Source organism: Streptomyces sp. NPDC055243 (assembly GCF_044544025.1).
Classification (GTDB): Bacteria; Actinomycetota; Actinomycetes; order Streptomycetales; family Streptomycetaceae; genus Streptomyces.
The window spans coordinates 918,585-944,811 of record NZ_JBITWR010000001.1 but is presented as its reverse complement, the minus strand read 5'-3'; the positions used below and the strand labels follow the sequence as shown (position 1 = coordinate 944,811).

22 protein-coding genes are annotated in these 26,227 nt (G+C 71.3%); 6 read left to right on the top strand and 16 right to left on the bottom strand.

Going from position 1 to position 26,227, the window contains the following annotated elements:
* Positions 1–126 precede the first annotated feature (126 nt).
* The 3 genes from ACIGXX_RS04070 to ACIGXX_RS04060 all read right to left on the bottom strand — a co-directional run bounded on the left by ACIGXX_RS04070 (position 127) and on the right by ACIGXX_RS04060 (position 5,999).
* Positions 127–792, bottom strand: a complete 666-nt coding sequence (locus tag ACIGXX_RS04070; RefSeq protein WP_351156092.1) for a M15 family metallopeptidase — start codon at positions 790–792, stop codon at positions 127–129.
* A 328-nt stretch (positions 793–1,120) separates the two neighbouring features.
* Entirely contained in the window at positions 1,121–4,174 is a 3,054-nt protein-coding gene (locus tag ACIGXX_RS04065) for a BTAD domain-containing putative transcriptional regulator (protein ID WP_399972494.1), read from the bottom strand.
* Positions 4,175–4,343: 169 nt separating this feature from the next.
* Complete coding sequence (locus tag ACIGXX_RS04060) at positions 4,344–5,999, bottom strand: MFS transporter (RefSeq protein WP_399972491.1); 1,656 nt, start codon at positions 5,997–5,999, stop codon at positions 4,344–4,346.
* A gap of 250 nt (positions 6,000–6,249) precedes the next feature.
* Here ACIGXX_RS04060 and ACIGXX_RS04055 point away from each other — a divergent pair, with 250 nt between their 5' ends.
* Complete coding sequence (locus ACIGXX_RS04055) at positions 6,250–6,462, top strand: DUF4287 domain-containing protein (RefSeq protein ID WP_351156098.1); 213 nt, start codon at positions 6,250–6,252, stop codon at positions 6,460–6,462.
* A 16-nt stretch (positions 6,463–6,478) separates the two neighbouring features.
* On the opposite strand, the gene ACIGXX_RS04050 is transcribed toward ACIGXX_RS04055, so the two are convergent.
* Both ACIGXX_RS04050 and ACIGXX_RS04045 read right to left on the bottom strand, forming a co-directional pair.
* On the bottom strand, positions 6,479–8,020 hold the full coding sequence (locus ACIGXX_RS04050) for an FAD-dependent oxidoreductase (RefSeq protein WP_351156100.1): 1,542 nt from the start codon (positions 8,018–8,020) through the stop codon (positions 6,479–6,481).
* Between the two features lie 23 nt (positions 8,021–8,043).
* On the bottom strand, positions 8,044–8,958 hold the full coding sequence (locus ACIGXX_RS04045) for a diiron oxygenase (protein ID WP_351156102.1): 915 nt from the start codon (positions 8,956–8,958) through the stop codon (positions 8,044–8,046).
* A gap of 411 nt (positions 8,959–9,369) precedes the next feature.
* Here ACIGXX_RS04045 and ACIGXX_RS04040 point away from each other — a divergent pair, with 411 nt between their 5' ends.
* Entirely contained in the window at positions 9,370–10,749 is a 1,380-nt protein-coding gene (locus tag ACIGXX_RS04040; RefSeq protein ID WP_399972486.1) for an alpha-amylase family protein, read from the top strand.
* Between the two features lies 1 nt (position 10,750).
* On the opposite strand, the gene ACIGXX_RS04035 is transcribed toward ACIGXX_RS04040, so the two are convergent.
* Together ACIGXX_RS04035 and ACIGXX_RS04030 are read right to left on the bottom strand one after the other, a co-directional pair.
* The gene (locus ACIGXX_RS04035; RefSeq protein ID WP_361464702.1) at positions 10,751–11,179 is read right to left on the bottom strand and encodes a nitroreductase family deazaflavin-dependent oxidoreductase; all 429 of its coding nucleotides are present in this window, start codon (positions 11,177–11,179) and stop codon (positions 10,751–10,753) included.
* A 61-nt stretch (positions 11,180–11,240) separates the two neighbouring features.
* The gene (locus tag ACIGXX_RS04030) at positions 11,241–11,792 is read right to left on the bottom strand and encodes a TetR/AcrR family transcriptional regulator (RefSeq protein ID WP_361464705.1); all 552 of its coding nucleotides are present in this window, start codon (positions 11,790–11,792) and stop codon (positions 11,241–11,243) included.
* Between the two features lie 177 nt (positions 11,793–11,969).
* Between ACIGXX_RS04030 and ACIGXX_RS04025 the strand changes: the two genes are divergently transcribed.
* Complete coding sequence (locus ACIGXX_RS04025) at positions 11,970–12,437, top strand: DUF1348 family protein (RefSeq protein WP_399972481.1); 468 nt, start codon at positions 11,970–11,972, stop codon at positions 12,435–12,437.
* Here the strand turns inward: ACIGXX_RS04025 and ACIGXX_RS04020 are convergent.
* The 8 genes from ACIGXX_RS04020 to ACIGXX_RS03985 form a co-directional block, all read right to left on the bottom strand.
* Positions 12,418–13,647, bottom strand: coding sequence for an MFS transporter (locus ACIGXX_RS04020; protein WP_399972478.1), 1,230 nt, complete (start codon positions 13,645–13,647; stop codon positions 12,418–12,420). The two genes, ACIGXX_RS04025 and ACIGXX_RS04020, sit on opposite strands and share 20 nt — an antisense overlap.
* Entirely contained in the window at positions 13,644–14,870 is a 1,227-nt protein-coding gene (locus tag ACIGXX_RS04015; RefSeq protein WP_399972475.1) for an ATP-grasp domain-containing protein, read from the bottom strand. Before ACIGXX_RS04015 ends, ACIGXX_RS04020 begins: the two co-directional genes overlap by 4 nt.
* The gene (locus tag ACIGXX_RS04010) at positions 14,867–15,967 is read right to left on the bottom strand and encodes a pyridoxal-phosphate dependent enzyme (RefSeq protein WP_399972472.1); all 1,101 of its coding nucleotides are present in this window, start codon (positions 15,965–15,967) and stop codon (positions 14,867–14,869) included. The genes ACIGXX_RS04015 and ACIGXX_RS04010 overlap by 4 nt, the downstream gene beginning before the upstream one ends.
* Positions 15,964–16,971, bottom strand: a complete 1,008-nt coding sequence (locus ACIGXX_RS04005) for an ABC transporter substrate-binding protein (protein WP_361464715.1) — start codon at positions 16,969–16,971, stop codon at positions 15,964–15,966. The genes ACIGXX_RS04010 and ACIGXX_RS04005 overlap by 4 nt, the downstream gene beginning before the upstream one ends.
* Entirely contained in the window at positions 16,968–17,783 is an 816-nt protein-coding gene (locus tag ACIGXX_RS04000) for an ABC transporter ATP-binding protein (protein ID WP_361464718.1), read from the bottom strand. Before ACIGXX_RS04000 ends, ACIGXX_RS04005 begins: the two co-directional genes overlap by 4 nt.
* Entirely contained in the window at positions 17,784–18,803 is a 1,020-nt protein-coding gene (locus tag ACIGXX_RS03995; RefSeq protein ID WP_383824450.1) for a FecCD family ABC transporter permease, read from the bottom strand.
* A gap of 202 nt (positions 18,804–19,005) precedes the next feature.
* A complete protein-coding gene (locus tag ACIGXX_RS03990) occupies positions 19,006–19,749 on the bottom strand; it encodes a class I SAM-dependent methyltransferase (RefSeq protein ID WP_399972468.1) in 744 nt (247 codons plus the stop codon).
* 87 nt (positions 19,750–19,836) lie between these two features.
* Complete coding sequence (locus ACIGXX_RS03985; protein WP_399972465.1) at positions 19,837–21,051, bottom strand: serine hydrolase domain-containing protein; 1,215 nt, start codon at positions 21,049–21,051, stop codon at positions 19,837–19,839.
* 189 nt (positions 21,052–21,240) lie between these two features.
* On the opposite strand from ACIGXX_RS03985, the gene ACIGXX_RS03980 reads away from it, so the two are divergent.
* A complete protein-coding gene (locus tag ACIGXX_RS03980; protein ID WP_399972462.1) occupies positions 21,241–22,647 on the top strand; it encodes an MFS transporter in 1,407 nt (468 codons plus the stop codon).
* Here ACIGXX_RS03980 and ACIGXX_RS03975 read toward each other — a convergent pair.
* Positions 22,614–23,210 carry a TetR/AcrR family transcriptional regulator gene (locus ACIGXX_RS03975; protein WP_361464732.1) on the bottom strand — a complete coding sequence of 199 codons (597 nt, stop codon included), beginning with the start codon at positions 23,208–23,210 and terminating at the stop codon, positions 22,614–22,616. The genes ACIGXX_RS03980 and ACIGXX_RS03975 overlap by 34 nt on opposite strands.
* Positions 23,211–23,380: 170 nt before the next feature.
* Between ACIGXX_RS03975 and ACIGXX_RS03970 the strand changes: the two genes are divergently transcribed.
* Together ACIGXX_RS03970 and ACIGXX_RS03965 are read left to right on the top strand one after the other, a co-directional pair.
* The gene (locus ACIGXX_RS03970) at positions 23,381–24,946 is read left to right on the top strand and encodes a class I adenylate-forming enzyme family protein (RefSeq protein WP_399972458.1); all 1,566 of its coding nucleotides are present in this window, start codon (positions 23,381–23,383) and stop codon (positions 24,944–24,946) included.
* Positions 24,947–24,994: 48 nt separating this feature from the next.
* The gene (locus ACIGXX_RS03965; protein ID WP_399972455.1) at positions 24,995–26,197 is read left to right on the top strand and encodes an acyl-CoA dehydrogenase family protein; all 1,203 of its coding nucleotides are present in this window, start codon (positions 24,995–24,997) and stop codon (positions 26,195–26,197) included.
* The last annotated feature ends 30 nt before the right edge of the window (positions 26,198–26,227 follow it).

Below are 26,227 nucleotides of genomic sequence, written 5' to 3'. Positions count from 1 at the left end.
TGGCCGCTTCTGTCCCTGGGACGGAGTCGGTGGCACGTTCTCGACATGTGCAGACCTCCCAACTCCAAGGAATCTGGATCGCGCCTCAGGTGACATTCATCCGGATGTACCAGCGACCGGGGAGGCTCAGGTCGCCGGTGCGTCGAGCGTCATCGGGCCGTACCGCGCGGCGGGGGCCTGGGTCGCAAGGGCCCAGTAGCGGTCGCCGTAGGACCAGTGCCACCACTCCGTGGGGTAGTTGACCAGGCCTGCCGTGGCCAGGGCCGCGGTGAGGGTGCGGCGGTTGCGGCGGGCGGTCGGGGTGATGCGGTCGCAGTCCATGTAGCAGGCGCCCTCGCTCTCCTCGGGGCTAGCGTTCACCGGGGTGCCCAGGTCGAGTTCGGTGCCGGAGGCGGTGCACAGCGTGAGGTCGACCGCGGCGCCCGCGACGTGCGGGCCCACTTCGGGCGGCGAGAGGGAGCGGCTCGTCTGCCGGTGCAGGTGCGCGTCCGACCAGTCGGGGTTGGCCTGCCTGAGCTCGGCGGCGTACTCCTCGAAGTACTGGATCTGCAGGGCCAGCGGCCGGTATCCCTCGGTGACCAGGAGGCGCAGTCCCTCGGGCAGCAGCCGGGCGGCGCGGGCCAGCCGCCAGGCGACGCCCTCCCGCAGCTGGGCGTAGGCCCCGTCGGGATCGGCCAGGCGGTCGTCGACGTCCACGAAGGGCAGTTGGCGCAGGTCGACGAGGGCTTCGCCGCAGTCGTCGACCGGGATGCCGACGACTCTGGGGTCGTTCATGAGGATGATCGACGACATGTTTGGCCCCTTCATGGCGACGGTGGCGGGCACAGCTCCGGGGACGGGCTGCCCGCCCGCCCCCGGAGTCCCCTCCGTGCCCTGGCAGGGGCTCTACGCGCCGAGCGGCCCACACGACCGACGGTGTCGGTGGTGTGGGCCGTACGAGGCATCAGTGGCCTTCCCCCGTGCTTCCCCCGATGAATTCCGCTGAGTCCCCCGTTGTTTCCTGCGATCCCCCGTTGCCGGGGGCGTGTTCACCCGCCGACAACCAGAGCGTGACGCAGGCCGCTGCAATTTCTCTGCAAGTCCGCGAGAAGCGGACCGCAGGGCGCCGGTACGGGGGGGGTCAGAGCCCCGGCTCGTTCCGTTCGCGTGCCTCGTACGCCGTGAAGACGTCCCGCGCCTCGGCGCGCAGCGCGCCCGCCCCCGCCCGGTCCCCCGCGGCCTCCCGCGCCGCGGCGAGATCGCGCAGGGTGCGGGCGCGGGGCAGCGGCAGCTCCAGGTCGTTCCAGAGGGCGGCGGCCGCGGTCAGGTGCTGTTCGGCGGTGTCGATGCGGCCCGCGGCGAGCTCGCACTCGCCGAGGGTGCGCAGGCCGAGGGCCTCGCCGAAGCGGTCGCGCTGGCCGCGGCAGACGTCGAGCACGTGCCGGATCTCGGGCGCGGCCTCGGCCGACCGGCCCAGTCTGATGCGGGACTTGGCCCGTGCCTGCATGGCGTAGGCGAGCATGAGCGGGTCGCCCAGGGTGCTCAGGAGGTCCACCGCGCGACCGGAGAGCTCCTCCGCCGCCGCGTACTCGCCGAGCGCGCGGTGCACCAGGCCGAGCGAGCGCAGCGTGAGGGATTCGCCGCGCCGGCTGCCGAGCCTGCGGTAGGCCCGCAGCGACTCGTCGAGGAAGGCGCGCGACGACGCGAAGTCGCCGAGTTCGAGCTGGACGGACCCGGCGTACCGGCAGGAGAGGCCGATGCCCGGGTCGTCGCCGAGCCGGCGGAAGCCGTCGACGGCGCGGACGAGGGTCTCCTGCGCGGCGCGCAGCCGGCCCGCTTCCCGCAGGGCGCTGCCGAGCCCGGCGAAGGCGGCGGCCCGGCCGCGTACGTCGCCCAGTTCGGCGCAGAGCCCGGCCGCCTGTGTGAAGTAGCCCTGGGACTCGGGGAACCGGTCCTGTTCGTAGCGGAGTTGGCCAAGGCCGATGAGCAGCAGGGCCTCGCCCGCTCGGTCCTCGGCGCGGCGGGCGGCGGCCAGGGCCGCGTCGTGCGTGCGCCACCAGGCTTCGAAGCGGTTGCCTACGGTGTACGCGGACGAGCACAGGGCGGCCGCCGCCTCGCAGGAGAGGGTGTGCAGGTCGAGGGCTGCCGCGCGCTCGACGGCGGCGGCTATCGCGTCGGCCTCGGCCTCGAACCAGGCTGCCGGGTCGGCGAGGGCCCGCTGGGTGGCCTCGGGTCCGACGGGCCGCACGAGGCGGCGCAGGGCGACGGCGGCGGACCCGCCGGTGCCGCTGGAGTCCAGGAGCCCGCGGTGCAGTTCGACGGCGCCGGACGGTGTCGCGGAGGCGGCGCGGCCGGTCAGCCAGAGCCAGGCGCCCAGGGCGCGGCCGACGGCGGCGGCCCGTTCGGCGGGCGGGTCCTCGGCGTCGGCGCGTTCGGCGGCGTACACGCGCACGAGGTCGTGCGGCCGGTAGCGGGGCTGGCCCGCGCGGTCGACACCGGTGCAGTGCAGGAGCTGGGCGTCGATGAGCTGTTCCACGACACGGTCCGCCTCGGCTTCGGGCACGTCGAGCAGCGCGGTGACCACCCACGCGGCCACGTCGGGGGCGGCGAGCAGGCCCAGGCGGCGCAGGGCGGTGCGGGCGGGGGCGTCCAGGGCGCGGTAGCTCATGCCGAGGCCTGCCCGCACCTCCAGGTCCCCCACGGCGAGTTCGTCCAGGCGGTGGTGTTCGTCGGCGAGCCGGTCGGCGAGCATGCGCGCGGTCCAGTGCCTGCGGGTGGCGAGGCGGGCTCCGGCGATGCGGATGGCGAGCGGGAGTCCGCCGCACAGTTCGACGATGCGCCGGGCGGCGTCCGGCTCGGCCCTGACGCGCTCCTGTCCCGCGACGCGGCCGAGGAGTTCGGTGCCCGGCTCCGTGTCGAGGACGTCGAGATCGGCGCGGTGGGTGCAGGGCAGGGCGCCGAGGCGGGCCCGCGCGGTGATCAGGACCCCGCAGGTGGCGCTCCCGGGGAGCAGCGGGCGCACCTGGGACTCGCTGGCCGCGTCGTCGAGCACGAGCAGGACGCGGCGCCCCGCGACCAGGCTGCGGAAGAGGTCGCGCCGCTCGGCGTCCCCGTCGGGCGGGTCGGCCCCCAGGGCGTACAGGAGCCGTCCGAGCACTTCGCCGGGTGCCACGGGATCGGCGGCGCCCCGCAGCTCGGCGTACAGCTGCCCGTCGGGGTAGGCGTCGGCGACCTGGTGGGCGGCGCGGACGCCGAGGGTGGACTTGCCGACGCCGCCGGGCCCGGAAAGGACGACGACCGGCATGGCGTCGCGGGGCCCCGACAGTGCGGCGCGTACGTCGGCGAGCTGGGTGTCGCGGCCGGTGAAGTCGCCGATGGTGGGCGGCAGGAGGGCCGCCACCGGGACGACGGCGGGATTCCTGGGGTCGGGTGCGTCGCTCGTGGAGGGCAGCAGTCCTTCGTCGGCCCGCAGGATCGCCTCGTACATCCGTCGGAGGTCGGGGCTGGGGTCGATGCCGAGCTCTTCGGCGAGTACGTTGCGGCCCTCCACGTACACCGCGAGCGCGTCGGCCTGGCGCCCCAGTCGGTAGAGGGCGAGCATGAGTTGGCCGCGCAGCCGTTCACGGGTGGGGTGCGTGGCGACCAGTGCGGTGAGCTCGGCCACCAGCTCCCTCTCGCGGCCCGTCTGCGCCAGCTCGGCGGCGATGCGCTCCTCCAGGGCCGCCTGCCGCGCCTCCTCCAGCTGGTCGGCCATGGCCCGCAGCGTCTCGCCGATTCCGCCGAGCGCGGGGCCGCGCCACAGGGAGAGGGCGTCCCCCAGCAGCCGGGCCGCCGCGGCGTGATCGCCGTCGGCCGCGGCCTGCCTGCCCTGTACGGCGAGGCGATCGAACTCGGTGCGGTCGACGAGGGTGGCGTCGGTGTGGATCAGATAGCCGGGCGGCCGGGTCTCGATGGCGTCGGCGGACAGCGCGCGGCGCAGCGCGGAGACGTACGACTGGATCAGGGAGCGTGCCGTGTCCGGCGGCCTCTCGCCCCAGATGGCGTCGATCAGCGCGTCGACGGACACCACGCGCCCCGGCTCCAGGAGCAGCGCGGCGAGCAGTGCGCGGGGCTTGGGGCCGCCCAGGGCGAGTCTGCGGCCCGCGCGCCACGCCTCGACCGGGCCCAGCAAGCGGTAGTCGGTGTCCGTGTTCACGCACGTCTCCATGGGTCCTTGCCCCGCGCCGCCCCCACCGCCCTCGCGCTCCCGATCGGCTGGTCATACTACGTCTGCCCATTCTCAACTCGCCTGCACACCAAGGGAATCAGGCCACCCGGGAACCGGGCGTCGAGCACTCCGGAAGGAGCGCACTCGACGGGCGGATTCAGCTGCGCGCAGGAGGGCCGTCGCGGGGCGGAGGACCATCGTCCGAACCCGGGTCGGGCGCGTCCGCACTCGGCTCCGGCGCGTCGACGGCATGCGTCTGCCCGGCCGGCGCGGGCGGAGCGGCGCCGTTGCCCTGCAGCCGCTCCAGGTCGGCGGGCCGCACCTGGATGATGATCAGGGCGATCAGCGCGGCGACGACGGCGAAGACGGCGGCGGCGATGAAGGAACTCGAGATGCCCGAGGCGAGGACCTGGTCGCCCCAGCGCCCCGGCAGCTCGCCCGTCCTGCGGAACTCCAGCCGCTGGGCCGGGGTCGCCTCCGCCAGGAAGCGGGGCACCTGGTCGCTGGCTTCGTTGCGGCTTGCCGTGCCGAAGACGGTGACCAGGACGGACAGGCCGAGCGAACCGCCCACCTGCTGGGTGGCGTTGAGGATTCCCGAGGCCGCTCCGGCGTCCTGCGGCCGCACCCCCGAGACCGCCATCAGCGTCAGGGACACGAACTGCATGCCCATGCCGAAGCCGAAGACAAGGATGGGGCCGAGCAGGCTTCCCGTGTACGTGCTGTCGACGTCGGTCAGCGTCAGCCAGCCGAGCCCCACGGCGGCCAGCGTCGCGCCCACCACCATGAAGGGTTTGGGCCCCCACTTGGGCAGCAGCTGGGAGGCGAGTCCCGCGCCGACCGCGATGATCGCGCTCACCGGCAGGAAGGCGAGACCGGCTCGCAGCGGGCTGAAGTTCAGGATGTTCTGTACGAAGAGCGTCAGGAAGAAGAACATCCCGAACATGGCCGCGGCCAGGCACAGCATCATCCCGTAGACACCGGCGCGGTTGCGGTCGCGGAACATCCACAGGGGCGTGATGGGCTGCTTCGAGCGGCGCTCGACGGCGAGGAACAGGCCGAGGAGCACGACGGCCGCCCCGAAGGAAGCGATGGTCAGGCTGTCGCTCCAGCCGTCCTCGGAGGCGCGGATGAAGCCGTAGACGAGCAGCACCATGCCCGCCGTGGAGGTGAGCGCGCCGAGGATGTCGAAGTGCCCGGGGTGGCGCTCGGACTCGCGGATGTAGCGGGGTGTGGCGAGGGCGATGAGCAGGCCGATGGGGATGTTCACGTACAGCACCCAGCGCCAGTCGAGCCACTCCACGAGCAGCCCGCCCGCGAGCAGGCCGATCGCGCTGCCGCCGGCCGAGACCGCCGCGAACACACCGAACGCCCGGTTGCGCTCGGGTCCTTCGCGGAAGGTCGTGGTGATCAGCGAGAGGGCGGTGGGCGAGGCGATGGCGCCGCCGACGCCCTGCAGGGAGCGCGCGGCGAGCAACTGCCAGGATTCCTGGGAGAGTCCGCCGAGCAGCGAGGCGAAGACGAAGAGCAGGACGCCGAACATGAACACTCTGCGGCGTCCGAGGATGTCGCCGAGCCGCCCGCCGAGCAGGAGCAGGCCGCCGAAGGTCAGTGTGTAGGCGTTGATCACCCAGGACAGCGTCTCGGTGGAGAAGCCGAGCGAGGTCTGGATGTGGGGGAGGGCGATGTTCACGATGGTGATGTCGAGGACCACCATCAGCTGACACGAGGCGATGACAAGGAGTGCGATACCGCTGCCGCTGCCCCGCTTCGGGGAGGCGGCAGGCTCTGAGGGTGTCGTCCGAGAGCCCGTCATGGGATTGCCGGCGTGTCGGCCATGCAGTGAACAGGGGCGTCCACTGCTCCCCAGGCTAAGCCCGTCCTCGCGGCCCCGCCAATCGTTCGCGAGAGGGGGGCTTCGGCCCCTGGCAGCCGGGCCGGGCACCACCTGAGAAGACTCCGGCCGGGACGGCATGTGACCCACGCCACCCCGGCCGGCCGATGACTTCACCGGGCCCCACCCGTCCTACTGGTAACAACACTCCGAAAGACGGGACGGCGTCACCATGACCGAAGCCACCAAGGGCCCTGCCAGCTACTTCCCTTCGATCGAGAAGAAGTACGGGCGCCCTGTCGGGGAGTGGAAGGACCTCATCCGTTCCTCGCCGCTGACCAAGCACATGGAACTGGTCGGCTGGCTCAAGACCGAGCACGGCCTGGGGCACGGACACGCCAACGCCCTGGTCGCGCACACCTTGGCCGAGACCCGCACGGACTGAGCCGCCGCTGCCGCCGCTACCGGCTCGGCGTGGGGCTCCCCGCGCGGTTGCGCCGCCGGGCGAGCCGGTGGAAGGCCTTGGGCGCGGAGCGGGGTGCGGGCAGGGCGCCGGCGACCGCGTCGGCCAGGAGCGTGGTGACCGTCTCGGCGGCGCAGGTGCGGTTGGCGCCGATGCCGCCGCTGGGGCCCCGCTTGATCCAGCCCACGACGTAGGTGCCGGGCTGTCCGGCCACCCGGCCGCCCTCGTGGGGCACGGTGCCGGTGGTCTCGTCGAAGGGCAGTCCGGCGACCGGCACCCCGCGGTAGCCGATCGCGCGCAGCACCATGTCCGCCCGTATGGTCCGCTCCCCCGTCCCCTCCACGACGCGCACGCCTTCGACGGCCGCGTCGCCGACCATCTCCACCGGGGCGGAGTGGAAGCGGAGCACGATGCGCCGCCCGGGTGCGGGCGGCTGCGCCCAGTCGACGCGGGCGCGCGTGACGCCTCGCAGGAGGGCCGCCCTGCCCTGGGGATCGGCCTGCGGATCGGTCTCGTCGATGGCCGGGGCGGTCCGGGGGTCGTGGTCGTCGACGACCAGGTCGAGGCCCGGGACGTGCTTGAGGGCGAGCAGTTCGGACCTGGTGTACGCGGCGTCCTCGGGGCCCCTGCGTCCAAGCAGGACCACTTCGCGCACCTTGCCGGCCCGCAGCGCCGCCAGCGCGTGCTCGGCGATGTCGGTGCGGGCGAGGCCGTCGGGGTCGGCGAGCAGGATTCGGGCGACGTCGAGGGCGACATTGCCGTTGCCGACGACGACCACGCGCTCGGCGGACAGGTCGATCGCGTCCGGCGCCACATCCGGGTGGCCGTTGTACCAGGCGACGAAGGCCCGCGCGGAGATGGAGCCGGGCAGTTCCTCGCCCGGGACGGCCAGGGTGCGGTCGGCCGATGCGCCCACGGCGTAGATGACCGCGTCGTGGTGTGCGGCAAGCTCCTGCGCGGTGACGTCGGCGCCCACGTCGAGCCCCAGGTGCATCCGCACCCGCGGATGGGTGTGGAAGCGTGCGAAGGTGTCGCCGACCTTCCTGGTGGCGGGGTGGTCCGGTGCCACGCCGAAGCGTACGAGGCCACCGGTGACCGGCAGCCGGTCGATCAGGGTCACTTCGGCGCTGGTGTGCAGGAGCAGGTCCTGGACCGCGTACATCCCGGCGGGTCCGGTGCCGACGACGGCGACCTTCAGCGGCGCGAAGTCCGACGGCAGGACGCGCGGGAAGGTCGGCTCGTCCCAGGCGTGGAAGTTCGGCCCCTCCGGGGCCGGTTCGGGCGCCTGGTCCGCGTAGTACGCCGCGTTGATCGTCGCGTACTCCTGCTGCGCGACGGGCAGGCTGTCCACCGGGAAGATCGCCTCGACCGGGCAGGCGTCGGCGCAGGCGCCGCAGCCTATGCAGGTCGTGGGGTCGATGTGCAGCATCTCCGTGCTGCCGAACGCCCGCTCCTGCGGCGTCGGGTGGATGCAGTTGACCGGGCAGACGGCGACGCACGTGGCGTCGCTGCAGCAGGTCTGGGTGATGGCGTAGGTCATGGCGTCGGCTCGACTCGTTCGGCTCAGATGAGGTGGGCGCGCTTGTAGAAGGCCAGCGCGGGCCTGGTCAGCAGGCGGGCGGAGGCCAGGAACTCCATCAGGCCCGAACAGCTGGAGCGCATCATGGACTTGTGGTGTTCGTTGGCCTTCGCCTCGGCGAGGGCGCGCTTCTCGTCGAGCCCGGCGTTCGCGTACACCTTGGGGTTCACCATGCTGGTGACGATGTAGTACGACGCGATCGCGACGACGAACGCGTTGATCTGGCGGCGCAGTCGGCCCGCCCCGGCAAGGCGCTTGCTCGTCTGGTCGCGGGCGAACTTCATGTGCCGCGATTCCTCGACGACATGGATGTTGTTGATCGTGCGGACGAAGGGCACGACGCGCTCGTCGCGCATCCAGTCGCGCTGCATGACGTCGAGCACTTCTTCGGCCACGAGGATCGCGGCGTACGCCGCCTCGCCGAAGGCCACCGTCTTGAACGCCCGGCCCAGTTCCATCGCGAACCGCTTGGGCCGGTAGGCGGGCGCGCCCAGCTTCTCGGCGCCGCGGGCGAACATGATCGAGTGCCGGCACTCCTCGGCGATCTCGGTGAGCGCCCACTGCACTTCGGCACTGGCGGGGTTCTTCATGTAGACGTCGCGCAGCACCATTTGCTGGAGGATCATCTCGAACCAGATGCCCGTGCTGGCCACCGACGCGGCTTCCTGCCGCGTCAGTTCCTTGCGCTGCGCATCGGTGAGCTCCTGCCAGTACGCCGTGCCGTACAGGGAGCACCATTCCGGGCTCGCGCCGTGAAAGTCCTTGTCGAGGGGGGTCTCCCAGTCCACTTCGGTGGCCGGGTCGTAGGCCAACACGGCGGCCGAGTCGAGCAGTCGCCTGGCCACGTCGTCCTCTTCGGGGTGGTCCTGCGCTGTCGGCCGAACAGTGCTGCTTGCCATGCTGCGGCTCCTTGACTCTGATGCGTACGTTCTCTTGTTCGCTCAGGCAACGGACCGGGCGCCGTCCCGCAACGCGCCGCGGCCCGCTTGTTAGACGGACCGTATAACAAGGAGAGCGGGCGAGCCTACCCCTGAGTAAGAACTGAATTCACGCAACTTCTTGCAGCAGGACTCCCCGCAGGTCGCGCCGTACAGCCAAGCCATCCAGGCGTCGAGATCGCGGCCACATCCGTCGCAATGGACACCAACACCCGCACCTGACAGCGGTAGTTGAAATATCTTGCAGAAAGTATTGACGCGTACATGCGTGGGCGGCAGGCTCCGCATCGGAATCCCCCCACGGCAGCCTCCCCCCACGAGTGGCTGCCCTTCTTTGGGCACTGCTGTGCCCGGTCTCGAAGGAGCCGCACCATGCAGCACCGTCACCGCCTGCTCGGCGCCACGTCGGCCGGGGTCCTGGCTGCGGCCGGACTCGCGACGTTCGCGCCCTCGCAGTCGCAGGCGACACCGCCCGGCGACAGGACCGTCACCGCCACCATGTTCGAGCGGCAGTTCGCGGACGTGGGCAAGGCCTGTACCGATGAGCTCGGCCCGGCGGGCTACGGCTACGTCCAGGTGTCACCCGCCTCCGAGCACATCCAGGGCGACCAGTGGTGGACCTCGTACCAGCCCGTCAGCTACAAGCTCGCCGGGCGCCTCGGCGACCGCGCCGCCTTCAAGAGCATGGTCGACGCCTGTCACGAGGCGGGCGTCAAGGTCATCGCGGACGCGGTCATCAACCACATGGCGGCCGGCGCGGGCACGGGCACCGGCGGCACGCAGTACGGCAAGTACGACTACCCCGGCTACTTCCAGGACGCGGACTTCCACACCTGCCGCACGAGTATCAACGACTACACCAACCGTGACAACGTCCAGAACTGCGAACTGGTGGGCCTGGCCGACCTCGACACGGGCAGCGACGCGGTGCGCGGCAAGATCGCCGCGTACCTCGACGACCTGCGGTCCCTGGGCGTGGACGGCCTGCGCATCGATGCCGCCAAGCACATGGCCGCCGACGACATCGCCGCCATCAAGAGCAAGATGAGCGACCCCGGATTCTGGGTGTCGGAGGTCATCCACGGGGGCGGGGAGGCCGTCCAGCCCGACGAGTACACCGGCATCGGGGACGTCGACGAGTTCCGCTACGGCGGGCACCTCAAGAGCGCCTTCCAGGGCGGCGACATCGCGCAGTTGAAGTCGGTGGCGGACGGCAAGCTGGGCAGCGGCTCGGCCCGTACGTTCGTCGACAACTGGGACACCGAGCGCAACGGCTCGACGCTCACCTACAAGGACGGCGCGACCTACGCCCTGGCCAACGTCTTCATGCTCGCGTCCCCCTACGGCTCGCCGAACGTGTACTCCGGCTACGAGTGGTCCGACAAGGACGCGGGACCGCCCAGCGGCGCGGACGGCTGGACGAACACGCACACCCAGCAGGCGATCACCGGCCTGGTCGGGTTCCGCAACGAGGTGGGCGGCGCGGAGCTGACCGACTGGTGGGACAACGGCGGCAGCGCCCTCGCCTTCGGCCGCGGCGCCAAGGGCTTCGTCGCCCTCAACAACGGCGACGGCGAGCTGACCCGGACGTTCTCGACCTCCCTGCCCGGCGGCACGTACTGCAACGTCGCCAAGGCATCCGCGGACAGCTGCGACGGCAACACGGTCACCATCGGGGACGACGGGAAGATCGAGACCACCCTGCCCGCGCGCGGCGCCCTGGCGCTGCACACGGGGGCGAAGGCCGGCTGACCTAGACCAGGCGGAACACCGGATGACGTACCGACTCGGCGGCGAACTCCTCGTCCGTCGAGTCGGCCGTCACGTCGAAGTAGGCGCGGGTGACGGGCACTTCACGCCAGTACTGACGAAGGACGGGGACACTCTCCTGGGGGCCGAGCTCGACCACGCGCACGGTCTGCGACGTGCCGCCCCTGCTGAGCTCGACCTGCCCGGCCGCGCGGGCGTTGCGCACCCAGTTGCTCACCCCGTAGGCGCCGACGACCCAGCGCTCGCCCCCGTCCGACATCACGTCGACCGGGGTGGAGTACATGCGGCCCGACTTCCTGCCGCGCACGGTCAGGATGTACCGGTAGCCCTTACCGATCCCGAACCGGGTCATCGTCCGGAACACGCCGTTGATCAGGCGCGTGCCGAAACCGATGCGATACGTCTTCGCCATCAGTCTTCTTCCCGCTTCTTTCTGCCTTCCTGTGGAGCGACCGGCGGTCCGTGACCGGCGGTCAGCGCGCCGCCAGCAACTGGGCGGCGCCCAGCCGGGCTTGGCGCGCCGGTTCGGGTGAACCTGTTGTCGCGGCCGTCGTCATGGCCCCCTCCGCGAGCAGGACCAACGGGCCGACAGTCTGCCCCGACGCGCCCGCGTCGGCCACAAGTCCTGCCATGTAGTCGTGGAAGGCGCTCTTGTGCGCGCGGACGATGTCGGCCACCGCCGGGTCGACGGAACCGAGTTCGCCGAACGAGTTGATGAAGGCGCAGCCCCGGAAGTCCGGCTCCGAGAACCACTCGTAGAGCCAGTCGTAGACCGCGAGGACGCGCTCCACCCCGTCCGGCCCGCTCTCCACGTACTCGGCGAGCCGGGTGCGCCAGCGCAAGTCGCGGCGCTCCAGGCAGGCGAGGACCAGTTCCGACTTCGAGGGGTAGACCTGATACAGCCGCTTGAGCGAGACGCCCGAGGCCGCACGCACCTGGTCCATGCCCACGGCCTGGATACCGCGCTCGTAGAAGAGCCTCTCGGCGGCGTCGAGGAGTCTGACCTCCGCTTCGGCGCGGTCCATGAGAGCTCCAGGGGGCGAGGGCGGCAAGCTGAGAACGGGCGTTCTCTGACCTTACTACGGCCCTGAGCGCTCCCGCATCATTGCGCGAGAACGAGCGTTCTCCTATCGTGGGTCCCACACCGGAGAACGACCGTTCTCGTGGTGGCGTACCAGCGTTCCAGCGTTCAGGAGAGAGCCATGACCGCACGCCCGCCTGCCCCGCCGTTCACCCTGGAGACCGCGGCCGAGAAGGTCCGCCTCGCCGAGGACGGCTGGAACTCCCGCGACCCCGAGAAGGTGGCCCTCGCCTACACCGAGGACTCCCGCTGGCGAAACCGCGCGGAGTTCGTCACGGGGCGCGAGGCGATCGTCGCCTTCCTGTCCCGCAAGTGGGTCCGGGAGCTGGACTACCGCCTGATCAAGGAACTGTGGGCGCACGACGGCAACCGCATCGCGGTGCGCTTCGCCTACGAGTGGCACGACGACTCCGGGCATTGGTACCGCTCATACGGCAACGAGAACTGGGAGTTCGACGACGACGGCCTGATGCGTGTCCGTCACGCGTGCATCAACGACCTGCCCATCCAGGAGTCCGACCGCAAGTACCACTGGCCGCTCGGCCGCCGCCCGGACGACCACCCCGGCCTCAGCGACCTCGGCCTGTGAGAGCGGACCAGCACCTCAGGAGCAGCGGCAGAAGGGCGCACTGCGCGGCGACCGCGACCCAGAACAGCCCTGCGCTGCCGCCGCGCTCGGCCAGCTGGTAGCCCTCGCCCCCGGCGACTCCGCTGGCGAAGGCGCCGATTCCGGCCGCCAGCCGCTGGTGGCCGAACACGACGGCGGGTGCGCGGGGCGACCGGGCCAGGGCCTCGAGGTCGTTCTTGAAGAAGAGGACGATCTCGCCGACGCAGACGAGCAGGGCCCCGGCCAGGATCGCGGCGTGGTTGCCGACGGCGAGCGTGGCCATGCCGACGGCCATCGCGCCGAAGCCGACCCCCAGGGCCCGGGTGTAGGGCAGGCGCGTGATCCAGTCCGCGAGGAGGGGCTGGGCGACGACGAGCAGAAGGGCGTAGAACGCGAGGACCAGGCCGTAGTACGTCGTCGAGGTGCGGGGCACCGCGTACAGCGCGAGGTAGTGCTGGAAGAACATGAAGACGTACAGGCTCAGGACGGTGGTCGCGAAGGGCAGTACGGCGATACCCGTGAACACCCGTTCCCGGTGGGCAGGTCGGCCTTCCTGTCCGGCCCCGACGGCCCGCCCGTGGCCGGGGCCCTCCCCCGGCAGCAGCACATGGCCCACCGTGATCGCCGCGAACAGCGCGGTGACCGCGGTGAAGAGTCCGGCCGATGCGCCGAGGACGAACGGCGCCGCCGCGAGCGGCCCCAGGGCGATGCCCGCGTTCAGCGCGGAGCTGCTCGCGGACAGCAGCAAGGGGCGCTGTTCCTCATCGACCTCATGTACCTCGTGTATCAAGTACGCCTTGTTCGCGGGCAGGTAGAGCGCGGCGCCGACCGAGACGAGGAAGAGGGCGAAGACGGCTGCCGCCGGATGGTGAAGGCCGGGCAGGAAGCAGGCGAAGCCCGCCGTGCGGATCACCAGGGCGAGCAGCATCGTGCGCCGCAGCCCGATGCGCTCGGCGATCGCGCCGCCCACCACGCCTCCGGAGAACTGCACCAGCGAGGCGACGGCCAGCACGACGCCGACCGTGCCGAGCCCCATGCCGAGCCGCTGATGGAGCAGCACCGACATGAAGGGCAGCACGGCGAAGCTGCCGAGCGGGATCAGGAACGACCCGGCCAGCAGGAACCGCTGCGGCCCGGTGAGCCGCGCGAGGCCCGATCGCAGGCGCCCGCGCGGCTTGCCGAGGAGCGTCACTGTGGGGCGTCGGCGGCGACGAGCGGCCGTATGCTCCCGGCCGCGCTGAGCGCGCGGTGCAGGGCGAGTTCCGCGGTCGCGCCCTCGGCCAGGACGATCCCGGTGCAGCCGCGCTGGTCGCTCACGTGCGCCAGGCGGTCACCGGGGGCCGCGGTGGGGTACCACTCGGGCGAGCCGGGGAAGGCGGCGAGGCCTTCCACGCCGGTCCATCCGGTGAGGGTGCCGGGACGGTCGGGGTAGACGAGGACGAATCCCGTGGCGGGGCCCGTGGCCGCCGGTGCGTCGAGGAGGGCGGGGCGCAGGCCGAGCGCCACGGAGACCATCGCGTCGTACACGTTGGTGCGCAGGGCGCGGCACAGTGCCTCGCCGACGAGCGCCCCGCCGATGCGCCGGTTGATCTCGACGAGCTCAGGGCCGTCGGTGGTGAGGACGAACTCGACGTGCGCGAAGCCCGCGTCATGGCCCGCGGTCTTCAGGACGCGTCCCACCCAGTCCTGGATCAGGGCGAACTCCGGTTCCGGCAGGGCGACGGGGAAGGCGGCGGCCTCCTCGCGGACGGACGGCTCGGGGGACATCTGGCGGCTGAGCACGCCCAGGAGCTTCGTCTCCCCCGCCCAGCCGAGCGTCTCCGCGCTGTAGACGGGACCGGCGAAGAAGGGCTCCGCGAACAGCCGCCCGGAGAAGGAGCGGTGGGCCGCTTCCCGGAGAGCGGCATGCAGCTGCCGTTCGTCGCGCACCAGCCAGACGTTGCGGGAGGAGGTGCCCGCGGAGTCCTTGAGGACCACCGGCAGGCCGATCTTCTGGAGCACCTCGTCGGCCGCCGCGGGGTCGGCCGGGATCGTGAGGGCGGGGCCGCGGCTCAGGCCCTGTGCGTGGAGGAGGTTGCGTACGCGGGACTTGTCCCGCAGCAGACGGACCGCGGCCGGGTCGGGTCCGGGCAGGCCGAGTTCGGCGGCGAGGTCCGCGCCCGGCACGCTCCAGGTGTCGGTCGAGTTGATGAGCCCCTTCAGACCGGGCACGGCGGCCAGGGCCACGGCGGAGGCTGCCGCGTCGCGGGTGTCGACGTCGACGATGTCGAGCGCTCCCGGTTCCAGACGCTCCAGTTCGTGCCGGTAGACGGCGCGGTCGCCCGTGAGCAGGCAGAGCCGGTGGCCGGCGGTACCGGCCGCCTCCACAAGGCGTCCGAGGCCGAAGGTGAGTGCTTCCAGGGCGGCGATGGTCACGACGCCTTCCCTTCCTTGTCGTGCTTGTCGTGCTTGTTCATGCGTACGTCGTAGCTGCGCCGGTTCCACTCCATCGCCGACCACGGCAGCGCGAGGTCGGCCAGGTCCGTGATCTGGTGCGGCTTGAGGGCGCGCGGGTCGAGCGCCTCCTGGTGACGGGAGAACACCCGTTCGGTGTAGCGGTGTCCCGTGTCGGCGCCGATCACCAGGTGCGTCCGGTCCGGGTTGCGGGCCGCTTCCCAGGCCGTGACGAGGTGCGCCGCCCCGGTGGACAGGCCCGCGAACACCGCGTGCGCGCGCAGCAGGTCGACGGCTCCCGCCATGGCATGCCGGAAGTCGACCCAGTGGAGGGTGTCGTACAGGTCGTGGCGCACGTTGTCGAAGGGGATCGAGCTGCCGATCCCGGCGATGATCGCCTCCGGGTCGCTGAAGCCCTCGCTGCCGAAGGTGACGCTGCCGAAGGGCTGTAGCCCCAACAGCCTTACTTTCCGGCCGCGTTGGCGCAGCGGCTGGACCAGTCCGCCGGTGGAGGCGCCGGTGCCGACGGCTCCGACCACGGTCAGCGGGGCGTCGGGCAGCGCGGCGTCGACCAGGTCCGCGAACTCCTGGTAGCCGGCGTAGTGGACACCGTCGTGGTACTGGCGCATCCAGTGCAGGTCGGTGCGTTCCGCGAGCAGTTGGCGCACGCGGCGCACCCGCCGCTCCTGGTCGAGCCGCAGGCTGTCCGAAGGCGGCATCTGGTCCACGGTGGCGCCGAGGATCTCCAGCTGGGCGCGCATCGCGGTGTCGACGGTGGTGGAGGCGACGATGTGGCAGCCGAGGCCGTAGCGGTGGCAGGCCATGGCGAGGGCCAGCGCGTAGATGCCGCTCGAGCTGTCGACGAGGGTCTGGCCGGGCCGCACGGTGCCGTGCTCCAGGAGGGTGCGCACGGCGCCGAGCGCCGCGTACACCTTCATCGTCTCGAAGCGTGCGAGCACGACGTTGTCGGAGAGCCGCAGCAGGTCGGGGGCTTTCATCGCGTCGGTGATGTGCCCGTGGACGGTGACCACGGGGGCTTCTGCCGTACGCAAAGGCGGCGAGGGGATCAAGGAGGTCATCGCCCCACCGACCGGAGGTAGCCGCCCAGATCCTCTGCGCCCTTGACGTTGCGCGGGCCGCTGACGGCGTCGCCGTAGGACATGACGAAGAAGCGGCTCTCCTTCACGGCCGGGACCGACTGCAGGCTGGAGAGCGACTTCAGGTAGGCGATCTTCTCCTTGGCGGGCTGGTCCGCGTAGTCGATGATGACGATGACCTCGGGCTTCGCCTTGATCACGGGCTCCCAACCCACCGTCGTCCAGCCCTTGTCGAGGCCGTCGAAGACATTCGTGCCACCGGCGGCCTTGATGATGTCGTTCGGCGCGGCGTGGCGTCCCGCGGTGAAGGGCTGGTCGGTGCCCGAGTCGTAGACGAAGACCTTGGCCGGATCGCCCTTCTCGGGCCAGGTCTTCTTCAGGGCGGTGACGCGGCCCTTGAGGTCGGTGACGACCTTCTCGGCCCGCTTCTGCACGCCGAAGATCCGGCCCAGGTTGTCCAGGTCCGTGTAGAGCGCCTCCAGCGGGGTGACGTCGACGCTCTTGTCGCCGTAGTCCCAGCACGTCTCGGTGTGCAGATAGCTGGCGGACCCGACCTTCTTCAGAAGGGCGGGGGTGATGCCGCGTTCCTCGCTGAAGCCGGAGTTCCATCCGGCGAGGACGAAGTCGGCCTTGGCGTCGACGACGATCTCCCGGGTGATGCGCTCGGTGCCCAGGCGCTCCACGTCGGCGTAGTCCGCGCGCCAGGGCGAGCCCTTGATGGAAGGGTCACCGAGCTTGTTCATGACGTAGCCGCGCATGCGGTCGGCGAGGCCGAGGGAGAACATCTTCTCGGCGCCGCTGACGTCGTAGGCCACCGGGCGCTCGGGACGGGTGTAGGTGACGTCCTTGCCGCAGTTGGAGACGGTGACCGTCTCCGCCTTGTTCTTCGCCGTCGGCTCGACCTCGGCGCCGCAGCCGGTGGTCAGGAGCCCGGTCGTGAGGAGGGCGGCGGCTGCCAGGGCGCGGGGCAGCGGTGGTCGGATCATGAGTGCGGTCCTTCTGACAGGGCGTCGGCGGGTGCCGGTGTGCCGGTGGGGGCGAGGTCGTAGACGAGTTGGGGCGCCTGGGTGCGCGGGTGGTGCACGACGGTGACGTCGACGCCGAACACCTTGCGGATCAGCTCGGGGTTCAGGACCTCCGCCGGGCTGCCCGTGGCGACCAGGGAGCCGGCGCTGAGGACGGCGATGCTGTCGCAGGCGGCGGCCGCCAGGTTGAGGTCGTGCAGGGCGGTGAGCACGGTGAGGCCCGATCCTCGCAGGAAGGAGAGGAGCTCGACCTGGTGGCGGATGTCCAGGTGGTTGGTGGGCTCGTCGAGGACCAGGACGCGGGGTTCCTGGACGAGGGCGCGCGCCACGAGCACGCGCTGCCGCTCGCCGCCGGAGAGGGTGAGCACACTGCGGTCCGCGAGGTGGGTGACGTCGAGACGGTCCATCGCCTGGCGGCACAGGGCGTGTTCGCGTGCGGTGAGGGGCTGGTTGCCGCGTGCGTGCGGGGCGCGGCCGAGCGCCACGACCTCTTCGACGGTGAAGTCGAGTTCGGTGTGGCTCTCCTGGGTGAGCGCGGCGATGGAGCGGGCGCTGTCGCGCAGCTTGAGGGAGGTCAGGTCGTCGCCGTCCAGGAGCACGGCGCCCGACGTCGGTTTCAGCGCCCGGTAGACGCAGCGCAGCGCGGTGGACTTGCCGCTCCCGTTCGGGCCGACGAGCCCGACGATCCGCCCGGCCGCCACCTCGATGTTCAACCGGTCGACCAGGGCGCGCCCCGCCGCCTCAACCGTGAGCTCGCGCAGTACGAGGGTCATCTACCGCCCTCCGAACAGATAGCCGCGGCGGCGCATCAGCACGATGAACACCGGTACGCCGATCAGCGCGGTGATCACCCCGAGCGGCAGTTCCTCGGGGGCGAACGCGGTACGGGCGACGAGGTCGACCCAGACCAGGAAGCAGGCCCCGGCGAGCGGTGCGACGGCAAGGACCCGGCGGTGCGTCGAGCCGACGAGGATGCGCACGACATGGGGCAGGACGAGCCCGACGAAGCCGATCGCGCCGCTGACCGCGACGATCAACCCGGTGACCGCCGCCGTGAGGAGGAACAGGCGGCGGCGCAGCGCCTCCGCGTCCACCCCCAGGCTGGCCGCGGTCTCGTCCCCCAGCGAGAGGACGTCGAGCGAGCGGCTCTGGCGCAGCAGCACCACGACCGTCACCAGGACGGCGCCGGCCGCCAGCGGCAGCGACTCCCAGGACGCCGAGCCGAGACTGCCCAGGAGCCAGAACAGCACCGTGCGGGCGGCCTGGCCGTTCGGGGAGAGGAAGACGAGGACGCTCATCAGCGCCTGGAACCCGTACGCCAGCGCGACCCCGGTGAGCACGAGCCGCAACGGCGTCAGGCCCAGCGGCCCCCGCGCGGCCAGATACACCAGGACGGTGGCGCCGAGCGCCCCGAGGAACGCGGCGGCGGACAGGGCGTAGACACCCAGAGAGGCGAAGACCCCGAAGACGACGACCGCGGTGGCGCCGACCGAGGCGCCGGAGGAGATGCCGAGGACGAACGGGTCCGCGAGGGCGTTGCGCACCAGCGCCTGGATGGCGACGCCGACGACGGCGAGCCCGGCCCCGACCACGGCGGCGAGCAGCACGCGCGGGGTGCGCACGTGCCAGACGATGGAGTAGCCGCTCACCTCGTCGGCGCCGATGCTGCCGCCGGTGAGGGCGGCGGTCAGGAACCGTACGACGTCCCCGAGCGGCACGACGGTCGGCCCGAGCGCGATCCCGGCGAGCACGGAGATCACCAGCGTCACGGAGAGCACCGTCAGCGTGGTCACGAGCCGCCCGCGGCCCGCCTTGCCGGCCGTCGGCTCGTAGGGGGCTGTCTTCGGGGAGGCGGCCCCGGTTGTGGCCTCGGTCATGAAGTCCCTTCACCCATCGGGCAGTTCACAGCGGCGCGCCGCTCCCGCGCGGTGCGGCACGATCCAGTTAGTCGGCGGGCGTCGCCGCCGAGTTCCCGGCGATTCATGAACTGCCCGGTCACCGACCGGGCTTGGTTCCTCGCACGATCAGGCGCCGCGACCGGTGGTCGTAGGGCGCGCCGTCGAAGCCGCCGAAGCACTCCACGTCGGTGAAGCCCGCCTCTTCGAAGAGGGCGCGCAGCTCGGCCGCACTGTAGAGGAAGGAGGTGATCGAGGCCTCGCGCGCGACCCCGTCGCGCACGAGCGTCCAGTCGGTCCGCAGCCGGGTCCAGCTGTCCAGGACGGTGTCGCGCTGCACCACGTACGCGCCGTCGAGTTCGACGATCTGGGGGCGGCCGATCCAGCCGGCGAGCACCTCTTTGTCCATCACGTCGATGAGCAGCTGCCCGCCCGGCGCCAGCGAGTCATGGGCGTTGCGCAGCACCTGGAAGTTGTCCCGCGGGTCGTCGAAGTAGCCGAAGGAGGTGAAGACGTTGAGCACCACGTCGTACGCGTCCGGCTCGACGTGGGTGAGCATGTCCGCCCGGATCAGGCGCACATCGACCGCGGCGTCGTCGCACACGGCGCGGGCGCGCTTCAGTAGCTCGGCGCTGAGGTCCACTCCGGTGACCGTGTAGCCGCGGCGCACCAGCGGCACCAGGTACAGGCCCGGCCCGCAGCACAGGTCCAGGACGCGGCTGCCCGCCGGGAACCCGAGCAGCGGCGAGTGGGCGACGACGTCCGCCGTCTCCGCACGCCGCCGCTCGGAGAACATCGTCTCGGAGAAGTCGGACCAGAATCCGTCGTCCTCGTACCAGTGCATGCTGCCGCGACCTCGATCCAGTGAGCCGTCCGCGTCGTTCGGGACGTGCTCACCAGTGGTCGGCCGCGGCTCTCTTCTGGTTCCCGCTCAGTTCCCGGAGGTGAGGTGGGTGCCGATCTGAAGGAAGGCCTGGACGAGCGGGGCCGGTGGCACGGAGGGGGACATGACCTGGGATCCGAAGTGGACGACGACGAGATCCAGTCGGGGTGAGACGAACAGGCGCTGGCCGTGGATTCCGCTGGCCATGTAGGAGTCGTAGGGGTCGTTCAGGATCCACCACAGGTCGTGGTACGAGAACGTGGCGGGCGAGTCGGGGGGCGCGGCCGGGAAGCGGACGCGCCGGGGATAGCCGTCGGGAACCCCGCTGGCGATGGTGGTGGCGACGGCCTCCGGCACCACCTGCCGCTCCCCGACCGTGCCACCGCGGCGGAGCATCTCGCCGAGCCTGGCCACGTCGCGGGCCGTGGCGCTGAATCCGCCGCACGCCGCTTCGACGCCTTCGCCGTCGAGGATGTAGTACGCGTCTTCCTCCGCGCCCAGGTGGGACCAGATCAGTTCGCCGAGCAGGGCGGAGGTGCTGATCCCGGTGATCCGACGGAGGACTTCGGCGAGGGCTTCGACGTTGCCGTTCTCGTAGCGGAACTCGGTGCCCGGTGCGCCGGTGGCCCGTGCGGTGGCCAAGTGCTCGCGGATGCTGGTGGGGCCGTTGTAGCCGTAGGGCCTGAGTTGGTGTCCGACGACGGCGAAGTAGCGCTGTGCCTCGATGGCCTTGTCGAAGCGTCGGCCCGCGTAGCTCATGTGCGTGCCCATGTGGAGCAGGTGGTCGACCGTGGCCTCGCCGAAGGCCGTTCCCGCCAGCTCGGGGACGTAGTGCGAGGCCAGGGCCGTGCGGTCCAGGAGTCCCTCGTGCGCGAGCATCGCCGCCACCAGGCCCAGGTAGGACTTGGCGGCCGAGGCGTTGAAGTGGGGCGTGTGCGGCTCCGTCCCATCGAGGTGTCGCTCATAGACGACGGAGCCGCGGTGCAGCACCACGAGGGCGTCGGTCCGGGCGGCCGCGAACAGCTCCGGGAGCTTGAGCGTGGACCCGTCCGGAGCGGACATCTCCAGGGCGTCCAGGTCGTGCGGCCTGGCGGGGAGGGCGGAGGAGGGCCCTGCGCCCCGCCACACCCGTCGGCTGGGTGAGATCTCGCGGCCCGCGGTCGTGTAGCGCCGGACCCAGTCGGGGTCCGTGTATCCGCGGGTCCACATGAGGTCACTCAGTGGTGCGGTCTCGGTCATGGATCGCGTCATGGGTCGCGTCATGGATCGCTCCTGTCAGCAGCATCAAGTCGGCATCATCAAGCCATAGATTCACTTCACTCTAATCGTTAACATACAGACTGTTCATTACGGTGACACTGCCGCGACCTCGAACTCCGGGCCTCCGCGTGCCTCTCCTCCGCATGCCCTCTCGCCACACCCGCCCCTGCTCCCCCGACCGCAGGAGTCCCCATGGCCATCCCGCACACCTCACCCCTGCCGCCCCTCGAAGACAGCCCGGCGTCACCCGAGTTCGACCGGCGGCGCGCCTGGCTGATCACCGCGATGATCGTCACGTTCATGCTGATCAACTACGCCGACAAGTCCGTTCTGGGGCTCGCGGCCGTCCCGATCATGGATGAGCTGGACATCAGCAACAGCACGTACGGATTGATCTCCAGCTCGTTCTCGATCCTGTTCAGCCTGTCCGGGCTCGTCGTCGGGTTCGTCTCGGCGCGCGTCTCCAGCCGGGCCCTGCTGTTCACCATGGCCCTGCTGTGGGCGGTGGCCCAACTGCCCGTGCTGGTCGTGGCGGCGGTGCCGACGCTGATCGCGGGGCGGGTGCTCCTCGGCGCGGCCGAGGGGCCCGCCGCCTCGATGTCCATGCACGCGCTGTACAAGTGGTTCCCCTACGACCGGCGCGGGCTGCCGTCGGCGCTGCAGATCAGCGGCGCCGCACTCGGCACCCTCGTCGCGGCGCCCGTCGTCACCTGGCTCATCACGGCCTTCGGATGGCGCTCGGCGTTCGCGGCGCTCGCGGTGACCAGCCTGACCTGGAGTCTCATCTGGTGGCGGGTCGGGCACGACGGGCCGTTCGGGCAGTCGCGCCCGCACCCCGGCGACTCCGGCACGGGCGGTTCGGGCGGCTCCGGCGGCTCCGGCGGCACGAGCGCCGCGCAGCCGCGCGAACTCCGGCTCCCGTACCGGAAACTCCTCCTGAACGGCACGGTCCTGGGGAGCATCGCGGGTGCCTTCGGCGCGTCATGGGCGCTGGCGCTCAGTCACGCGTGGCTGCCGGCGTACTTCAGGACCCAGCTCGACATGACACCGGGTGGCGCGGCGACGGTCATCAGCGGCATCTCCGCCTTCAGCTTCGTCCTGCTCCTGGCGGTCTCACCGTTCGCCGACGCGCTGAACCGGCGGGGCGTTTCCAGCCGCTGGGCGACGGGCGCGCCGCAGGGGATCGCCGTCGTCGTCGCCGGGCTCGCCATGGCGAGCCTCTCGTTCGTGGGGGACGGATGGCTCCAAGTCCTCGTGATCGGCGTGGCGTTCGGGGGGCACGCCATCGTCTTCCCCCTGCACTACATGACGACGGCCGCCGTCGTCCCCACCCATCAACGCGGAGCCCTCTTCGGCATCGTGGCCGCGACGGGGACGCTGCCCGGACTCATCGCCCCCGTTCTCACCGGCCACCTGCTGGACACCGCGGACTCACAGAGCGCGGGCTACACCGCCTCGTTCCTGCTCGCCGCGGCGGTCATGCTCCTGTCCGGCCTCACGGCACTGCTGCACATACGGCCGGACCGGGACGCGCGGCGCCTCGGCCTCACCCCCGACGGGCCCGCTCAGGCCGGCGCGTCGAAGCCGCTGGCCCAGTAGCGGCCGTGCAGGGCCAGGTCGAGCAGCTGGCGCACGACCTCCTCGGCGGGCATCGGCGGCGCCTCCTGCTCGGCCCACCAGCGCAGCACGGCGATCTGTTCGCCCACCCAGACGCGGGCGAGGAGGTCGGCGTCGATGCGCGGTTCGACGCCGTTGCGGTCGGCACGGGCGCGGAACTCCTCGGCGGTGGCCCGCGCGCAGGTGTCCACGAACATCTGCAGCGGCTTGCCGTCCCCCTCGCCGCGCAGCACGATCCGGTACAGATCACGCTCCTCGCGGGCGTGCCGCAGCATCTCCAGGACCGGCTTGCCGGTGAAACCGACGGCGCTGTCGGCGATGGTCGGGCGCAGCCTCTCGCCGAGCTCGTCGAGCAGGTCGGACGTCACGCGCGCGAACAGGCCTTCCTTGTCCTTGAAGTGCGCGTAGAAGGTCGCGCGTGCCACGTCGGCGCGCTCGGTGATGTCCTCCACGGTCAGCGCGGTGAACCCGCGCTCGAGGACCAGTTCCACCAACGCCGAGCCCAGAGCCCGTCGCGAACGTCGTGTCCGCCTGTCCTCGGCCATGTAAGCCCTCCTCGCCCGCAGTCGTGATTGCGGCCCCAGTCTAGAAGACCCTTGACAGTTCAGAGGTTACTGAACAAGCTGTCCGTTATTGAGCATCATGTTTATTTGCATGCTTCGTGCTGCCCGCTCCCCTGTTCTGCTCCTCTGCTCCTCTGCTCCGGAGAACCGTGATGAACCTCGGCACCTATCTGACCCGCAGCGCCCGCTACTGGCCCCAGGCGACGGCCCTTGTCTGCGGTGACCGCTCGTGGACCTTCGACCAGCTGGACACCGCCACCGACCGGCTGGCCTCCGCGCTGCTCGCCCGCGGCCTGCGCCCCGGCGACGCCGTGGCCTCGCTCGCCTGGAACCGGGGCGAGCTGGTGGAGGTCGAATTCGCCCTCTACAAGGCGGGGTTGATGCGCGCCCCGGTCAACGCCCGCCTGGGCCGCGGGGAGATCGCGCACATCCTGCGCTACGCCCCCGTACGCGCCCTCGTCTTCGACGCGGCCCACCGCGAGGACGCGCTCGCCGCCATCGCCGCGGCCGGCACCGACTGCCTGCCGGTCCCGCTCGACGGTCCGTCCCAGGAAGGAACACCGGCCGTCGCCTACGAGACGCTCCTCGCCGAAGGCAGCCAGGAGCCGGTCGCCGTCGACGTCGACGAGCACACCCCTTGCGTCCTGAACTTCACCTCCGGCTCCACCGGCGCCCTCAAGGCCGCCGTGCAGACGGTCGGCAACCGGCTTGCGAACATGCGCAAGCAGCTGATGAGCGACGAGTCCCGCCCGCGGCCCGGCACCCGCTATCTCGCCTGCGGCCCCATCACCCACGCCACCGGCATGGGCCTGCTCGCCGGGGTGTTCGGCGGCTCGACGACGCATGTCCTGCCCACCTGGAGCCCCGAGGCGTTCGTCGATGCGGTGGAGAAGGAGCGCATCACCGCGACGTTCCTCGTGCCCGCCATGCTCAACATGGTGCTCGCCCATCCCGGCGCGTCGGCGCGGAACCTGTCGTCGCTGACCAGTGTGCGCATCGGCGGTGCGCCCATCTCGCCGCAGCGCCTGCGCGACGCCGTGGAGTTCTTCGGACCGGTCGTCGCCCAGGGGTACGGCCTGGGCGAGACGACCAGCGTGGTCGCCGGACTGAGCAGCGAGGAGATCGCCCACGCGGTCAAGGAGGACCCGGAGCTCCTGCAGTCCTGCGGCAGGGCCTCGTACGACACCGAGATCCGGGTCGTCGACGAGAGCGGCCGCGAGCGCGCGCCGCGCGAGATCGGCGAGGTCATCGTGCGCGGGCCGGACTGCGTACGGGAGTACTGGCAGGAGCCGCAGCTGTCGGCCGAGACCTTCCGCGACGGCTGGGTGCACACCGGTGACCTGGCGTGGATGCGCGAGGACGGCTATCTCTTCCTCGTCGACCGCAAGAAGGACATGATCATTTCCGGCGGGTTCAACATCTACTGCACCGAGGTCGAGTCCGCCCTCTACGACCACCCCGCCGTCCGCGAAGCCTGCGTGATCGGCGTGCCGGACGAGACGTGGGGCGAGGCCGTCAAGGCCGTCGTCGTGGCAAAGCCCGACGCCGGAGTCACCGCGGAGCAGCTCATCGCCTTCTGCGCCGAGCGCCTGGACCGGCTCAAGAAGCCGCGCTCCGTGGACTTCGTCGCCGAACTCCCCCACAACCGCAACGGAAAGCTCGACCGCAAGGCCGTGCGCGAACCGTTCTGGGCCGACGCCGTCCGACGCGTGAACTGATCCATCCGCGCACCCAGCCCCCTCCCCCTGAACGAGGAACGACCGGACATGACCTTCTCCCTGCGCCCCACCTACGACGACCCCTACCTGGCCGACCTCGTCGACCGGCTGCGCGACTACCTGGACGGCGAACTCGCCGACCATGAACGCGAGCGCGGCCTCACCCACGAGAGCCGCCTGACGCGCGCCGACCTCGAACCCATCTGGCGCCGCAGCCGCGAGCTCGGCTTCTACGGCATCCACCTGCCCGAGGAGTACGGCGGCCAGAACCTCACCTTCACCCAACTCGCCGCGCTCAAGGAGGAGATCGGGGCCAGTGGCCGGGTCCTCGCCCACAGCGTCCTGGGCGACATGGGCGGTCCGCTGCGCGCGGGTGACATCCTCAAGCACGCCGCCGACCACCAGCTCGCCAAGTACCTGCTGCCCCTGGTCCGCGGCGAGCGCGCCTGCTGCTTCTCCCTCACGGAGACCGACGCGGGCTCCGACGTCCGCTCCATGCGCACCACGGCCGTCCGTGACGCCGACGGCGAGGGCTACCGGCTGACCGGCCACAAGGTGTTCTCGTCGGCCGGACCGTTCGCCGACTTCGCCATCGTCGTGGCCCGCATGGCCGGAACCGGCGAACAAGAAGGCGACAAGCCGCGGTTCTCCGCCTTCCTCGTCGATCTCGACAGCCCCGGATGCCGTGTCGAGGACGGCGCGACGCCGATGTCCGGCGAGCACATCGAGAGCGACATCGTCCTGGACGACTGCCACGTCCCCGCCGCCAACCTCCTGGGCGAGGAGGGCAAGGGCATGCGCATCGCGCTCGGCCGCGTCACCACCAACCGGCTGCTGCACTGCCCCACCGTCATCGGCGCCACCCGCCGCGCCATCGACCTGACCCTGGACCGCACCCGCCACCGCAAGGTCGCGGGCGGCAAGCCCCTGCTCGCGCTGCAGGCCATCCAGCACAAGGTCGCGGACATGGCCACGGAGTTCTACGCGGCCCGCTCCATGACGTACGCGGCGCTCGCGGCACTGGACAAGGGCGGAGACGCGCACGCCGAGGCGTTCATGTGCAAGCTCTTCGTCGCCGAGTCCGCCTTCCGGATCCTCGACGAGGCCGTCCAGATCCACGGCAAGGAAGGCCTCACCCAGGGCAACGAGATCGAGTTCCTGTTCCGCAAGATCCGCATGTTCCGCATCCTCACCGGGACCTCCGAGATCCAGCGCAACGGCATCGCCAAGCTCCTGGCGTTCCAGGTCTGACCCGCCCGTCCCCTGTTCCCGCCCCCCGGA